At 33.2% G+C, this 16208-nt stretch carries 13 protein-coding genes; 9 read left to right on the plus strand and 4 right to left on the minus strand.

Annotated elements, in window-relative coordinates:
• The 3 genes from AC4PRO_RS10775 to AC4PRO_RS10785 all read right to left on the minus strand — a co-directional run.
• On the minus strand, nt 1-1451 hold a 1451-nt coding region (locus AC4PRO_RS10775; protein ID WP_492117342.1), incomplete at its 3' end, for a hypothetical protein.
• 9 nt (nt 1452-1460) lie between these two features.
• On the minus strand, nt 1461-2072 hold the full coding sequence (locus AC4PRO_RS10780; protein WP_492117343.1) for an outer membrane beta-barrel protein: 612 nt from the start codon (nt 2070-2072) through the stop codon (nt 1461-1463).
• Entirely contained in the window at nt 2069-2545 is a 477-nt protein-coding gene (locus AC4PRO_RS10785) for a T9SS type A sorting domain-containing protein (protein WP_492117344.1), read from the minus strand. The genes AC4PRO_RS10780 and AC4PRO_RS10785 overlap by 4 nt, the downstream gene beginning before the upstream one ends.
• Before the next feature lie 354 nt (nt 2546-2899).
• On the opposite strand from AC4PRO_RS10785, the gene AC4PRO_RS10790 reads away from it, so the two are divergent.
• Nucleotides 2900-3970 (plus strand): helix-turn-helix domain-containing protein, encoded by a 1071-nt coding sequence (locus AC4PRO_RS10790; protein ID WP_492117345.1) that lies wholly within the window; start codon nt 2900-2902, stop codon nt 3968-3970.
• 409 nt (nt 3971-4379) lie between these two features.
• Here AC4PRO_RS10790 and AC4PRO_RS10795 read toward each other — a convergent pair whose 3' ends face one another.
• The gene (locus AC4PRO_RS10795) at nt 4380-7571 is read right to left on the minus strand and encodes a cytochrome c biogenesis protein (RefSeq protein WP_492117346.1); all 3192 of its coding nucleotides are present in this window, start codon (nt 7569-7571) and stop codon (nt 4380-4382) included.
• Between the two features lie 586 nt (nt 7572-8157).
• Between AC4PRO_RS10795 and AC4PRO_RS10800 the strand changes: the two genes are divergently transcribed.
• From AC4PRO_RS10800 to AC4PRO_RS10835, 8 genes are all read left to right on the plus strand, one after another.
• Nucleotides 8158-10230 carry a hypothetical protein gene (locus tag AC4PRO_RS10800; protein ID WP_492117347.1) on the plus strand — a complete coding sequence of 691 codons (2073 nt, stop codon included), beginning with the start codon at nt 8158-8160 and terminating at the stop codon, nt 10228-10230.
• A gap of 488 nt (nt 10231-10718) precedes the next feature.
• On the plus strand, nt 10719-11492 hold the full coding sequence (locus AC4PRO_RS10805; RefSeq protein ID WP_492117348.1) for a Rossmann-like and DUF2520 domain-containing protein: 774 nt from the start codon (nt 10719-10721) through the stop codon (nt 11490-11492).
• Nucleotides 11476-12003 carry a KdsC family phosphatase gene (locus AC4PRO_RS10810; RefSeq protein WP_074722115.1) on the plus strand — a complete coding sequence of 176 codons (528 nt, stop codon included), beginning with the start codon at nt 11476-11478 and terminating at the stop codon, nt 12001-12003. Before AC4PRO_RS10805 ends, AC4PRO_RS10810 begins: the two co-directional genes overlap by 17 nt.
• A gap of 119 nt (nt 12004-12122) precedes the next feature.
• Nucleotides 12123-12722, plus strand: a complete 600-nt coding sequence (locus AC4PRO_RS10815) for a hypothetical protein (protein ID WP_245744873.1) — start codon at nt 12123-12125, stop codon at nt 12720-12722.
• Between the two features lie 34 nt (nt 12723-12756).
• On the plus strand, nt 12757-13683 hold the full coding sequence (locus AC4PRO_RS10820; protein ID WP_492117349.1) for a geranylgeranylglycerol-phosphate geranylgeranyltransferase: 927 nt from the start codon (nt 12757-12759) through the stop codon (nt 13681-13683).
• Nucleotides 13676-14260 carry a Maf-like protein gene (locus AC4PRO_RS10825; protein ID WP_492117350.1) on the plus strand — a complete coding sequence of 195 codons (585 nt, stop codon included), beginning with the start codon at nt 13676-13678 and terminating at the stop codon, nt 14258-14260. Before AC4PRO_RS10820 ends, AC4PRO_RS10825 begins: the two co-directional genes overlap by 8 nt.
• An 11-nt stretch (nt 14261-14271) precedes the next feature.
• Nucleotides 14272-14802 (plus strand): mechanosensitive ion channel domain-containing protein, encoded by a 531-nt coding sequence (locus AC4PRO_RS10830; RefSeq protein ID WP_074722121.1) that lies wholly within the window; start codon nt 14272-14274, stop codon nt 14800-14802.
• A gap of 180 nt (nt 14803-14982) precedes the next feature.
• Nucleotides 14983-16164: an AI-2E family transporter gene (locus tag AC4PRO_RS10835; RefSeq protein ID WP_492117351.1), complete on the plus strand. Its 1182-nt coding sequence runs from the start codon at nt 14983-14985 to the stop codon at nt 16162-16164.
• The last annotated feature ends 44 nt before the right edge of the window (nt 16165-16208 follow it).

The following is a 16208-nucleotide window of genomic DNA, read 5'->3' on the forward strand; positions in this document are numbered from 1 at the left end:
CCGTCAGCGGCTAATCCAGCTCCTGTTTGAGTTACATCCAGTTCTGATTGAATGTTTCCTTCAATTCCTGTGGCTCTCGTTTTTTCTGTCCCAATTGCATCCGAATTTACTTTCGCTTGCGCATCCAAATCTTCTGTAGCAGCAACCAAAGAGGCAGATGTTTTCATATAATTGGTAGCGCCATTTGCACTATAAGTCCCATCAGCGGCTAATCCAGCTCCTGTTTGAGTTACATCCAGTTCTGATTGAATGTTTCCCTCAATTCCTGTTGCTCTGGTTTTTTCTGTTCCAATTGCATCTGAATTTACTTTCGCTTGCGCATCCAAATCTTCTGTAGCAGCAACCAAAGAGGCAGATGTTTTCATATAATTGGTAGCGCCATTTGCACTATAAGTTCCGTCAGCGGCTAATCCAGCTCCTGTTTGAGTTACATCCAGTTCTGATTGAATGTTTCCTTCAATTCCTGTGGCTCTCGTTTTTTCTGTTCCAATTGCATTGGCATTAACCAGTTCAGCAGCTCTTGCGGCTGTAGCTTCAGCATCAATATTAGTTTGAAGTGTAGTTTCAGCGCTTGTAGCTCTTGTCTTCTCAGTCGCAATGGCATCTGCATTTGCTTTCGCTTGTAGATCTAATATATTATCTGCATCGTTTAAGTCAGTTGCTGCAGCGATGTAATTAGCAGTAGTATTTTTAATGTATGTTCCGTCATTTGCTAATCCAGCTCCTGCTTGGGTAGCGTCTACTTCATCACTAATAGTATTATAGGATGCAAATACACTATCATCTACATAATCCTTAATCGCTTTTACACTTGGATATTTGGTATTAGAAGCCCCATCTGTAATTATAGCTGTTGATTTATTTGCTACGTTTTCCTTTAAATTTAACGCTGTTTGAGCAGCAGTGCTAACAGGTTTATTAAGGTCGCTCGTATTATCAACATTACCTAAATTCAAGTTAATTTTCGCATCGATAACATTCGAAGCATTTGTACCTCCATTTTCAATAGCGACAATTCCAGTTACATTCTCTGCTGAGAAGGCAAAGGGAACCGAATTAAATATCTGATCGCTAATTTCGGTAAAAGACCCGCAACTTCCACTAATATTCGCACCCACGTTTAGTGTTTTTATAGCAGCATTCCAGCTGACGCTCTTAAAATCAATAGCGTAACCTCCAGTTTGACTTCCAGAGCCTATTATAACGTTAACCATCCCTAACTCATCCGTGGTCGTGCTAAGGGTTTCTTGATATTCTACCTGTTTTTGTTCATCTTGAATGACAAACTGCAAACAAATTTTTTGATTGGCTAGTGCCGTATTTGCCTCATTAATACCAGGCATCTTCTGAGGGTTTGGATTTAAAATTAACGCCTGATAGCTAATTCCGTTTGTTTGCGAATAACCAATGGTGCTGGCTAATAAAAGCAGCAGTAAGTAGATTTGTTTCATAATATAGTGTTATAGCGGGAAATGAATTCCTAATTGAACTTGATTATTTGTAAAGGAAAGTTTCTCATCGGTAGTGTGGGAGAACTTAAAGGCTTTGGAAAAATTATAGCCCATGCTTAAAGTAACAAAGTCCGTTATGACGTATCTTAAATCCAGCCCAATTAGTGGTTGAAAGAAGATCCCTGAAAATTCAGGCTCTGTTTTTACATCATAAATAACGCCGTTAATTTGTTCTTTACCATCAATTATAGTGGCAATATTGACTCCTGCTTTTAGCTTTAACTCAATTTCATTTTCCGTTTTAAATAACGTGTAGGCAGCTGCATTTTGTATTCCAAGATAATTGGTGTTCCAAGAATAGCTCTTTACTTCATTTGTGCTGAAACTATTGAATTGGTTTAAGGTGATACTTGCAATATAAGATACCTTTTTATTAAAAATGTGTTCGTAACCAAACTCATAGTAAGAACCAGTTTTGCTTTTTAAATTAAAGTCTGATGCTCCATTAGCACTTTTATAATCGTAAGAAGTTAAATTTTTTCCAGAAACTAAGAATAGTTCCTGCGAAGACATCCATTGACACGTAAGAAAGCAGATGATTAAGAGTAATTTTATTTTCATAAAGATTTTGTGATTTTCATATAATAATTAACTTCATTGTTATTTAATCGCACTAAGTAAACAGAACCAGATAATATCGATAAATCAATAGTTAAAAGGCTGTCCTCTACCTTTTTATTTTGCTGAAAAACCAAACGGCCGCTCACATCAAAAATAGCTATTGAAATTTCCTTTCTAATAGGTTTAGAAAATTCAAAATTCACATTCGAAACAAAGGGATTGGGATACACCACAACGGTTACATCACTTTTTAGTGGGGAGTTAGCCAAAATTTTAGCCCAGTAATTTTGCTGAAATCCTTGTTGGATTATATAGTCTCCTTTAGAGTTTCCAGATACACTTTGTTGGCCTATTGTTTGTTTAACCAGTATCCCATTGGGTAAAACAGCTGATTTTCCTTGTGAAGAAATCATTTGATGATGCAAAACCTGCCCATAAAAGCTAGAACAAAAAAGTAAAAAAAAGTATTTCATTTGTTTTTTTTATAAATGTCGATAGATCGCTTCCTGTTTTAACACGCATTCTAAGAATATATAAGGAAGTAAAGTGTTTTAGTAACTAATTTTAAGGTTCTAGTAAGTTTTAAAATATTATATTGTAAGATTATATTTATCAATAAAAATAAAATGTGCGTCTTGCCGATTTTATCTGCACTTAATTGATCTTTTATACTTCTTTACTAAACTAAATACCTAAGTTTGATTAATAAATAATTTATTATGATAATTCCACTTAGTATCCTTTTTTTTATCACCGGATTATTCGGAATTATAACGTTAATAATTATTTCTACTCATTTTAAATCAAATAGAATCCTAAATATTTATTTGGTCATTTTAATTTTATTTTCTTCACTTCGTTCCATCAGTTTCGGGTATTTTTCTTTAACTAATCCAGTACCAAATACCCAGTATCATCTTATTTCATTTTTCAGCATTATCTTTCCTTGTGTTTACTTGTATTTTAAAAATTTAGTTTATTACACAACTACTTTTAAATTTAATGAACTAAGACATTTTGTTAGTCCTATTATGGCAGGTGTGCTAGCACTTGTATTCAACCACTACTTTGTCTATTTTAGGCTAATTGGACATGTTTTTTTTACAATTATTGGGTTATATTACGTTTCTCTATCTTACGTTTTATTAAAAAATAAGCTTTGGAATAAACAAGCCTCTATTATTCATATCCAAAAGCAGAACACACTAATAAAAAACTGGTCGCTTTTCTTCTTTATTATTTGTTTACTATTGATTTTAAGAGTACTCGTTACAATAATTATAGATTTTTATTTAGATGAAAATTCCTACGGAAGACCATATTTGTTTGTAAGTCTAATTATTACTTGGGCACTTTATATTAAACTTTTAGTAACTCCTGAAATTTTATATGGATATAACTTTTTTATTGAAAAAGTAGAAGAACAACGAACTCTTGAATTTGTACTAAAAGAAATTTGGGTATTTGAAAAAAATCTAGCCATCCATAACAGGCAAGATTTGGAACTTAATAAAAAAATTAGAGATAAAGTAACACTTTACATTCGCGATATCGAAACAGCCTCTTTAACAAATCATCTACTTAGGGAAGAAACAGTTAATTTAGGTGAATTTGCACATCAACTAGAGATTCCTAAAAGTCATTTAGTTTATATCTTTAAATACCATTCTAAATTTAGTTTTATAGAATTTAGAAAAACAGTTAGAATCTTGGATGCAGTTAATTTAATAGAAATGAATTATTTAAATTTAAACACATTGGATTGTTTGGCAAAAAAAGTTGGTTTTACTTCTTACAATACATTTTTTACTAGTTTCAAAGAAGTTGCAGGTGTTACACCGCGCAGATTCTGCCAGGAATTTACTAAGAAAATAGCAATACAAACGACGCTGTCTTAACAAACACGACTTAGTACCCTTCCATCATTGAACCTTTCTTATGGAACGAAAAAACTAACTTCTACCATAGAGTGTATGTCACATCAAAGGTAAATAACTCCTTTGAAAAGGCTTTAGCAACTTGTGCTCCTTTAGCACAAATTGTCGATCCATAAGATTGTTATTACTTTCACACTTATAGAGCTACAATACACAAAGCAAATATGTGTCAGAAAACCCCTTTTAACGACACCAGCCTACTGCAGCAATCAAGATAAAGTGACAAGCTGCAAGTAGTCGATGATTAAATTATAACTTTTTACACATATTCAAAATATAATAAGGGTGACAACAATGTCATTTAATACCTAATACACATAAAAAAAGGCCCAACCGTTAAGTTGAACCTTTTTTACTTTATGTCAAAATATTATTTTTTATAATACTTTTTATATTTTGGATACGTAATCGCTCCTATAAAAGTGATTGTTCCTAGCGAATACCAAATCCAACTTAGAGAATGGGCTTCACCACTTGCATACGAGTGTAATCCCACTAGGTGAAAGTTTACACCATAATAAGTAAACAGAATAGAAACAAAAGCAAACATGCTCATCAAGTTAAACGTCCATTTCCCTCTTAAAGAAGGAACAAATCGAGCATGAATTACAAAAGCATAGACCATAATACTAATCAAAGCCCAAGTTTCTTTTGGATCCCATCCCCAATAACGTCCCCAACTTTCATTAGCCCATTGTCCTCCAAGGAAGTTACCAATAGTTAACATAATCAAACCAACAGTTAATGCCATCTCATTAATATAGGTAATCTCTTGAATGTTTAAATCCATTTTAGCTTTGTTCTTTTCATTGGTAAAAAAGATCAATAATAACGATACAAAACCTAAAATCATACCTAATGCAAATGGTCCGTAGCTCGCTACAATAACAGCCACGTGAATCATTAACCAATAGGAATTAAGAACGGGTTGTAAATTGGCAATTTCTGGATCAATCCAGTTCATATAAGCTGCTGATAAAATAATTGCTGATACAAAGGCAGACGATGCAATAGTTAATTTGGATTTACTATCAAAAGCTAACCCAAAAAACATGGTTGCCCAAGCCACATAAACAATCGCTTCATAGGCGTTACTCCATGGCGCATGACCGGATATGTACCAGCGAGCTCCTAAAGTTATTGTGTGCAAAGCAAACAAAATTGCAATGATAACATGCATGCTATTTACCAAAATACGCAGTACTTTACGATCTTTGAAAATCTGTAAAATAGTAAACAACATCATTAATAGAGCTGCAGTTAGATATGCCCAAGGCAGTTTTTGTAACAAGTCGTATTTGTTGTAGGTGATTTCCAGAGAGATTTTATCATCGCTAGGCCTTACTTTGGCTCCAAACTTCTTTTGAAAACCATTTAAACTTTCAACTAAATCATTTGCATTTTTATAATCATTTGAAATTGATGCGTTATTTAGTGATCCATAATACAACGGCAAAACACTTTTGGTATACGTAGAATCCATTCCTTTTAATCCAGCTTCATTCAATTCTAATGATGAAACCCATTTGTTATTCGGATCATTCGGAATAGGGAAAATCTTTAATATTCGTCCGCTTAACGCCGACTCCATTAAATTCACCTTTTTATCCGTTTCAATAAAGTCTTTCTCAAACTGATTAGGATTAGCTGCTTTGTACGCAGCATCCAAGTATGGTGCTAATTTATAATTTCCTTTTGCATCAAAAAAGGCAATAAAAGGGGCTGTTCCATCCTTAACATCAACACCTATCAATTTACGAATGCTGTCGTTTCCTGTTCTTAGATAGATAATCGGAATTTCAATCCATAACTGTGCGTACTGAGACATTGATAAAAATACTTGGTCGGGGTTCATGCCTTTATACGAATTTGAATGACTCACTTTACGCAATAACTCAGAAGAGAAAGTGTTTATCGGTTTCATTCTACCTCCAGCATCCTGAATAACAAGTCTTCCAAATTTTGCTGCATGCTCCTCTTTTACTTTAAACTTATTCAGTAAGGAATCCAATTGTTTGGCGGTAGGTGCTACTTTTGTATGCGCCATTCCTTCTGCATGATCTGCATGATCTCCATTTTCATCATGGTCGTGATTATGAGTTTGCGCAAAACCGCTCATACTTATCATTAAAACCAAAACTGTAATTAATTTTGATTTTTTATTTTTAACCACTTCTAATTTTCGTTTCAAATCAGCAAAGCGAGAGTGTTTTGTAAACATAATAGACATCATTGCAAAAAATAACATGAAATAACCAGCATACGTAATGGCTGTCCCCCAAAAATCATGATTCACAGACAGTACTGTTCCTTTTTCGTCAGGGTCAAATGAAGATTGAAAGAAACGATATCCTTTGTAGTCTAAAACATTATTCATAAAAATTCTTGCATCAAATACCTCTGTAGAATCTTGAACTGTCACTTTACTTTCAAAAGAAGAGTAACTTTTTTCTGTACCTGGGTATTTTTGAGCGATAAAATCATTCAGTTTTATCTTGAAAGGTAAAACGTAGGCTTTACTTCCATAGAAAAAAGTATAATCTAACTTCCCAATTTTTACCGTTTGGAAATCTCCTACTCTACCTTTAGAACCCACAACAGTTACTTCTTTTTCCTGTCCCTCTGCTTTCACTTTCAATACTAAAGCATCAGTATGATTTTTTGCTTTAAAATCATTGCTTGACTCATAAGCAATCACTCCTTTTACAGCAGGATCAGGAAAAACAAATCTTTTCTCTCCTATGCTGTAAAGCGAACGCATCATCAACGGCTGCACAATATCTTTAGTTACTGCACCTTCTAATTTATCGGCCATTCTCATGAAATTTCCTTCAAATGGTGTTTGGATTGTATAGCTATCTCCGGTAGTGGTAATATTTATAGCCCCTTCCGTTGGTTTATTCAAGGAAAACAAAACATTATGAATATTTTGAACTTCTCCTTCTTTTAGAAAGTGTTCTTCACGTCCGCCATCGCCAGCTTCCACTAACTTTAAATATAAAACTCCTTTCGAATCTACTTTTATATATTCTTTAGCCCCCATAATAAAATTTTCGTACTCCACTTTAAACGAAGTATCGGCAAATTTATCAGAGATAGAAAAATTATTATTGGTCACTGGAGAAAGCAACAATGGCTTTTCAAAAACCCTACGTTTCATTTCCCCTTTATATTCTCCATCGATAAAAACGGTAAGGAAAGTTTTGTCTGAGTAAAACTGATTTTCAGCAGCTCCTTCACGAATAGGCATCATTCCTTCATAACTGATGTATCGGGTTACAAATGCGCCCAAAAGGATAAAAATAAAAGACAAATGAAGCAATAAAGTTGCCCATTTCTCTTTTTTTAGTAGTTGGTAACGCTTAATATTTCCTATGAAGTTAATCAAGAAAAACACCATTATGGCTTCAAACCACCAAGAATTATAAATTAAAATGCGAGCTGTATCTGTATTGTATTTACTTTCGATGAAAGTCCCTGCACCCATTGCTATTGCAAAAGAGAGGAAAAGAAGTGCCATTAATCGTGTAGAAAACAAAAATGAGAATATTTTTTTATCCATTTGTAAGGAATTACGTTTTATAAAAGTGCCACAAAAGTACTTAAAAATGTTGAGTTCTTTATTCGCACAATTGTTAATTTAATCTAAATTTAAGGGGACTAAATCAGTTACAATGCCTTTCTTTTGGCATTGCCACCGTCCCTAAAAAAGTGTTATTTCATTTTGTCTAGAGATACCCTTTTTCGGGAAGCTGTCGGGTCATGCGCGCTACTGCGGTAGCCAGCTTCTACCCCTCACGCAAATTCGCGTGAAAATGATGTCTTACTTTTACAATTAGAACTATTTGTAATCCTATTTTTATAAATTAACAAAAAAACGTTTTATGGCACAAAGTCACATTTGCCAACAAACCAGCTAAGCGACTGGCTGCGATCAAGCATTTTACAGATAAAGTTTTAGAAATTGTAAACAATTCTATTCAAATAAAAATGGTTGATGTATTAAATTGAGTTACTCTTATTGATATAAAGCCGTTCTTTGCAAAGTTTGATATTAGAACAAACACTATCTTTGGATTGTTAGATAATCAAGAAAATATTCCTAGTAAAGAGCTTCATTCTGATGAACGTTATAAATTATATTACCTATGACAAATAATATACTTATTGAAAATCAATATAAAAGAACCAGTATATTTGAAAAAGAAAATGTGAATTATCTGGTTCGTGTTTTAAAAAGATTTAATACAGTACCAAAGATAAACAACATAAATATTATCACCTCTACTACTGAGCCTAATGTATTTAAAATCGTACCAAACAAATCAATTATAATTGGTTCGTCATTATTGAGCAAACCCGTTTTAGCTTTAGTTTATTTAAGATATGGTATTGAATGGCAGCTTTGGTATAAAGCTTTGGATAACGAAAAACAGAATACTGTTTTATGCGATATAGCGGCGCTTGAAGTGACTCGAATATTTTATAAATTATTACCTAAAGACGATAAGGAAAAATTAGAAAATCTTGAATATTTTTTAATTGATTTGATTAAAAAAGATAAAGATTTAAATGTTGCCTCTGTATTGCAATATGAAGAACTACAAGCTTTTCATGGTATCAATACTGTCAACAAAACATTTAAGGAATCCTGGAAACCAATTATTGAAAACCTAGCAAAACCAACAGAATATTTATTAATGTCAGGTGGTGACCTTAGATTGAATATTGATGAAATTGATTTGTTAAATAAATATGGTTGCCGACCATTTCCAAGACCCGATGCATTTACTTTTGCCTCATCAACCGGAACAAGTGTTTCTAATTTTGCATTTGATAAAACAGATAAAGTTAGAAGTATTTTAATTCGAAACAGCTTGAAAAATGGTTTTAAAAACACGACCATCGAATTTTCTGAATTACTAAAAGACAACCTCAGAAAAATATTTAAATTAAATGAGGAGTGTGAAATAATTTTTTCACCATCAGGAACCGATTCTTCACTTCAAATAGCAGCCATAACTCAAATTATGTCTGATAAAGACATTACACATATTTTAGTAGCATCTGATGAAACTGGTAGTGGTATACCTGCGGCATTAAAAGGATGTCATTTTGAAAACACAACCGCCTTAAATTACCCCATTAAAAAGGGCGATAAAATTGAAGGATTTAGAGATGTTGACTTGATTAAAATTACTTTCAGAGATGAAAATGGTGCGCTAAAATCATCCAGTCAATTAGACGAGGAAGTCTATAATGCCATATCTAAAACCAATGAATCAGGCAGACACGTAGTACTGCATACTATGGATCAATCAAAATTAGGATATCAATCGCCTAGTGACGTATTAATTCAAAAACTGAATACAATCGATGCCTTATCTATGCAGATTATTGTGGACGGTTCACAACTTAGATTAGATCCTAAAGACATACAAAATTATTTAAATAAAGGATATATTGTTACCGTAACAGGAAGCAAATACTTTACTGGGCCTCCCTATTCAGGAGCCTTACTTCTACCCGAAAGTGTTAGTAAATCAATCCATTCTGCAAAAAATAAGTTGCCAGAAGGATTAACCCAATATTACAATCATTCGGATTGGCCTACTTCATGGTTCTGTTCAAATGATCTATCAGATGGATATAATTATGGTTCCTACATGCGCTGGAACGCGGCCATAGTTGAAATGGATCGCTACTATAAAACACCTGTTTTATATAGAAACATGGGTATTGAGATGTTCTGTAATTTTATTGACGATTCAATAAAAGAAGCTACTTTTTTAGAACCCATTTATCGTGATGAAACAAAAGCGAATAGTTATAATAGTCAAGAATTTGGAATAAGAAATATCCGTACCATTTTCCCTTTCTTCATCCTTAAAAACAATGAAGTCTTATCAGTTGATAATGTAAAAAAGCTCTATACTTTATTAAATTCAGATATATCTGATCAGTTTGAAGATTCTTCACTAGAAATTATAAGGCTTGCTGCCCAGAAATGCCATATAGGACAAGCCGTTAATGTAAAGTATACTGCTGATATGGAAAGTGCGGTTTTAAGAATTAGTTTGGGTGCAAGAGTTATTTCTGAAAGCTGGGTTAACAGAGATATTAGTCTCTTTTTTAGAAATATAGAAACACAAATGAATCAAATAACTGTAATCATAAAGAAAATAGAATTGATCCTCAGCAATCCTGATTTGTTGAAATAAATAAATTAGGATACCAAATTATCTGGGCGTGCCACCGTCCCAAAAAAAGGGCTAATTCACTTTGTCTAGATACGCCCTTTTTCGGGAAGCTGTCGGGTCATACGCGCTACTGCGGTAGCCAGCTTCTACCCCTCACGCAAAACCCACTAAAAGTGACGTGTTGTTTTTATAATTAGAGTTATTTATAATAGAACTGAGCGAATTTAAAGAGAATATCCAAATAGTGACATAATTTAATTATTTCAAACATATCTGACTGCACAGCTTTAAAAAAAAGTTAGTACAGTGTTCTTTTTTCTATCCCCACAACAACAAAGCACCGCTATCGCGCGAAACCTTTAAGCTGATTAATTGCAATAATAATTACTAATCAAACTACAAACTTATTAAATCGCTGTTTTTAAAGGGTATCATCTACCCTTTTCTCAAAAAAGATACTAGCTATTATTTCGTACAATGGCTTCACTTTTTTTTGCTAATTTTGCCAAATGGTTAAAGTTATTATTATAGGCTCCGGAAATGTAGCGCAACATCTAATTGCCGCTTTTCAAAACTCCACGAATACAGGAGATGAAATTGAATTGGTCCAAGTGTTTTCAAGAAATAGAAACACACTTGCACACGTGGTCAACGCTGATCTCATCGCTACAGATTTAGCTGATTTATTAGAAGCCGATTTATACATCATCGCGGTCTCAGATGACGCCATTGGTGCTGTTGCTGCACAACTAGCTTTTAAAAACCGATTGGTGGTACATACTTCTGGTAGTGTGGGCTTAGACGTTTTAGATGACAACAACAGAAGAGGGGTTTTCTACCCGCTGCAAACTTTTACTAAAAACAAAGCAGTGGATTTTAAGATAATTCCCATTTGCTTAGAAAGCGAAAACTCGACTGATTTCCGATTGTTGGAGAAAGTGGCTAAAGTGATTTCTGATAAAGTATTTGCTATCAACTCTGAACAACGCAAGGCATTGCACGTGGCTGCAGTTTTCGTAAATAACTTTACCAATCATTTATACACCATTGGAAATGAAATTTGTCAGGAGAATCAAGTTCCTTTCGATATTTTAAAACCTTTGATTCTGGAAACAGCCCAAAAGATAATGACCATTTCGCCCAAAGACGCTCAGACAGGGCCAGCAAAACGAAATGATTTAAAGACAATTGAAGCACATCAATTATTTTTATCTGACGAAAATCAATCCACTATTTATAAAATCATAACACAATCTATACAAGATCATGGCAAAAAGTTATAAAACAATAATGAACGACATCACCACTTTTATTTTCGACGTTGATGGTGTTCTTACAGACAGCGCGGTATTTGTAACCACTGAAGGAGAAATTCTTAGAACAATGAATATCCGTGACGGTTATGCTATGAAAGCGGCTGTAGAAAGTGGCTATAATGTTTGTGTTATTTCGGGAGGAAGTAATGAAGGCGTACGCGTACGATTGCGTAATCTGGGAATCACAGATATCCATTTAGGCACTCCTGACAAAGTAGAAACGTTTAAAGAATATGTTGAATTGTATAATATCAATCCAGAGCAGGTTCTGTACATGGGAGACGACATCCCAGATTACCATGTAATGAAATTGGTAGGTTTACCCACGTGTCCACAGGATGCTAGTCCTGAAATTAAAGGGATTTCGAGATACATTTCACACGTAAATGGTGGAAAGGGAGCCGCTCGCGACGTAATCGAGCAAGTAATGAAAGTGCAAGGAAAATGGATGACTCATTTTGACGGAAAGCTTGATTAATAATTAGCGTTACTCCGTTTTCAGTTTCTGGAAATTAGTATTGATTTTCAGTAAGTTATCCGTAATTTTAACGCAACGCTGAAAACCAAGACAAGTTAAATTTTTAAAACATTATTCATATGAAACTTGAAAAAATGAAACCCATTAGGCTTTATCCAAATGAAGAATTTAAAGAAATAATAATTGAGGATAAACTAAAATTACGTTACGCCATTTCAAACAAAGGAAGGCTTATTAGCTTTGTTGACAATATAAAATTTGGAAGAGAATTAAAAGGCGGAATGACTGATGGTTACAAAATGTTCAGATACAAACTTTATAAAGATGGAAAAATTAAAAATAAACATATTTTTGTTTATAAGCTAGTAGCAAAATATTTCATCCCTAAACCTTCCGATGAACAAACTTCCATTTTACATTTAGACAGAAAACGTGATAATGACGATCACAGAAATTTGAAATGGGCAACTAAAGACGAATTGGCTGAGCATACAAGAAAAAGTCCCTTTGTAATTCAAGCGAAACTAAATTTAATTGAGCATAACTTAAACTCAAACGGCAAAAAACTTACGGTCACAAAAGTGATACTTATAAAAAAAATATTAGCAAAACCCGAACAAACAACAAGATTAAAAATGATCGCAAAACAATTTGGCGTAAGCGAAATGCAAATTAGAAGAATAAAATCAGGCGAAAATTGGAGCCAAGTCAAGATCTAAAAAAACCAAACACTGATTACTGATCACTGAATAAATGAAATACCTAAAACTTATTCGATACCAAAACCTTTTGATGCTTGCCTTTATGCAATTGATCTTTAGATACGGTTTTTTGAAATTACAAAATATTCCTTTAGCGTTAAGCGATTGGCAATACGGATTATTAATTCTAAGTACCGTTTTAATTGCGGCGGCTGGTTACGTCATCAATAACATTTTTGATCAAGATACGGATTTAGAGAATAAGCCAGATCGGGTTATCATTGGTAAAACCATCAGTGAATCCAGTGCCTATAACATTTATGCAGTTCTAAATATAAGTGGAGTTGCAATTGGTTTTTATCTGTCTAACGTAATTGTAAAGCCTTCTTTTGCCGCTATTTTTATTCTGATCGCCGCAACTCTTTACATCTACGCGACTAGTTTAAAGCAAATGATGGTATTAGGCAATATTGTTGTCGCACTGTTATTGGCCTTTAGTGTTGTAATCATTGGTATTTTCGATTTGTATCCTGCTATTGATGCTGAAAATCAGCTTTTAATGGCTAATTTGTTTTCTGTACTTTTAGATTATGCACTTTTTGCTTTTTTAATTAATTTTATTCGGGAAATCGTTAAGGATTTAGAGGATATAGAAGGCGATATTAACCAAGGTATGAATACTCTGGCTATCGCTCTAGGCATTGCGAAAACAACAAAATTAATTTTTGCATTGGGGCTTGTATCGATAGTCACACTCTTCGTTTATACTAAAACCTATTTTGTGAACAATAATCTATTTATTGCTACGCTTTATAGCTTTATGTTCGTTTTGGCTCCACTCATTTTTTTTACGATTAAAATTTGGACAGCTAAGTCTAAAGAGGAATTTTGCACATTGAGTATACTACTAAAATGGATCTTGTTTTTCGGAATTCTATCCATAGTAATCATTACCTTAAATATAAAACACAATGCTTAAAGATAAATTAAAACAATACAAGTTAATACTAGCATCCGGTTCTCCCAGGAGACAACAATTCTTTAAAGATCTGGAATTGGATTTTGAAATTCGATTGAAAGAAGTTGAAGAAATATATCCGCCTGAGCTAAAAAGAGAAGAAATAACGAATTATTTAGCCAAATTAAAAGCCAGCCCGTTTGAAGGTGGATTGCAGGAAAATGAAATTCTAGTAACGAGTGATACCATTGTTTGGCATAATAATAAAGCTTTAGGAAAACCAACCGACGAGCAGGACGCCTTTGAAATTTTAAAGTCCCTGTCCAATACTACTCATGAAGTAATTACATCTGTTTGCTTTAAAACCAATTCAAAAACAGATTTGTTGCACGAAATAACAAAAGTTACTTTCAACGCACTCAGTGATGAGGCAATTCACTATTATATTGACAATTACAAACCATTCGATAAAGCGGGAGCTTACGGAATTCAGGAATGGATTGGTTTTATAGCTGTTTCGAAAATTGAAGGTTCCTATGCTAATGTTATGGGTATGCCTGTGGACAAGGTATACGAATATTTAAGTAACTTAGTGTAAAACAGAAAAATATGTCTTTTTTTAATGATTTTACCAAAGAAATAATTGGAACTGGGGTTCTATCACTACTTGTTTTTGCATTACGAATAATCACTTCAAGACTAGTTAGACGCTTTGCACGGGTAACTCATAAAATAGAGCATCGAACTAATCTAGTTGTAAAATACTTGCATCTATTGACCACTATTCTGGCAATAATTGCTTTAATACTAATCTGGGGTGTTCAACCTAAGGATATTATCATCGCTATTTCTTCTGTAGCAACCGTTATAGGTGTGGCCATGTTCGCCCAATGGTCGATTTTAAGTAATATTACGTCAGGTATTATTCTGTTTTTTTCCTTTCCTTTTAAAATTGGAGATATAATCAGAATTCATGATAAAGATTTTCCTATCGTAGCACAAATTGAAGATATTCGCGCCTTCCATGTCTCGTTAAAGACTAAAGAAGGAGAAATGATTATCTACCCGAATAACTTACTTTTCCAAAAAGGTATTTCAATAATGAAGCACCATTTTGATGATAATGAGTTTATTGACTAGTTTTATTTTATGAAAAATGAAATAGTACTATTTATTTGTTTTAAATTTATGTTATAAAAGTAGTAATTATGTAACAAATAATAAAAAACATATAACGTACTAAAAGCAATATAATATCAAATTTGCAGGTCAAACAGTAAACAACACTATAGCATTTAGTTTCTATAAATATAAATTTGTATGAATACCTTAATAAAAATTCCTTTTTATGTTAGACTTACTTTTTCACTAGTAAGTTTGATTGCTATCACCTATATTTTTTATATGGGGAAAAGTGTGTTGATACCAATATTACTTGCCTTTCTATTTGCGGTATTATTGCTACCTATGGTGCATTTTTTAAATTCTAAATTCCGTTTTCCACATGTACTGGCTGTTTCAATAACCGTAATACTATTTGTTTCCTTAATCATCGCAATACTTGCGTTTATATCTTATCAAATTAGTGATATTGCAAGTGACTTTGAAGATATTAGAAAAAATATTAATCTTTTTATAGCTGATATTCAAAGATACATACGAACCAATTTTCAAGTAAGCATTTGGGAACAAAGAAAATACCTTGAAGATGTCACCCAAGATTCTGTCAAAAAGGGAAAAGAAACCATCGGTACTACATTAATGTCTGTTACGGATACACTTTTGGATATTACACTAATTCCTATTTATACTTTCTTGATTCTTTTATATAGAACGCATTTTATCTTATTTTTAACCAAGCTATTCAGAAAAGAACACCATCCAAAATTACAGGAAATTTTGACTCAGATTAAAGGTTCTGTTCAGAGTTATATTTCAGGTTTAATTATCGAGATGATATTCGTTTCTATTTTAACAAGCCTTGGGCTTTATATTATTGACGTTCCCTACTTCATCTTATTAGGTATTATTACCGGTATTCTAAATTTGATTCCGTACATTGGAATTCTAGTGGCAGGAATTTTGACAATTTTATCTTCATTAACAGGCACGCCAGAGTTATCAATAATTCTGGGAGTAATAGGAGTAAATGTAGTGGTGCAAATAATAGATAATAATATCCTTGTGCCACTTATCATAAATACAAAAGTTCAAATAAATGCTTTCGTCTCCATTGTAGGGATTATATTAGGAGGAGGAATTGCGGGGATTGCAGGGATGTTTTTAGCCATTCCGATATTAGCCATTCTTAAAATCATCTTTGACCGAATCGAATCCTTAGAAGCATGGGGCTATTTGATGGGAGATAACTTGCCTAAAAATTTTATTTGGAAAAATAAAAACCAGTTAGTGCCTGAAAAGCAATCGAATACCAATCAAGTAGAAATTGAAATTTCTGATGACGACTTTACAGCACCTATAACTGAATCGAATACAAACTGATAATTCAAACAGCAGTATTTTGCTCCCATTTTGACCACACAACT

The sequence above is a fragment of the Flavobacterium sp. DW-iso2 genome (assembly GCF_058725285.1).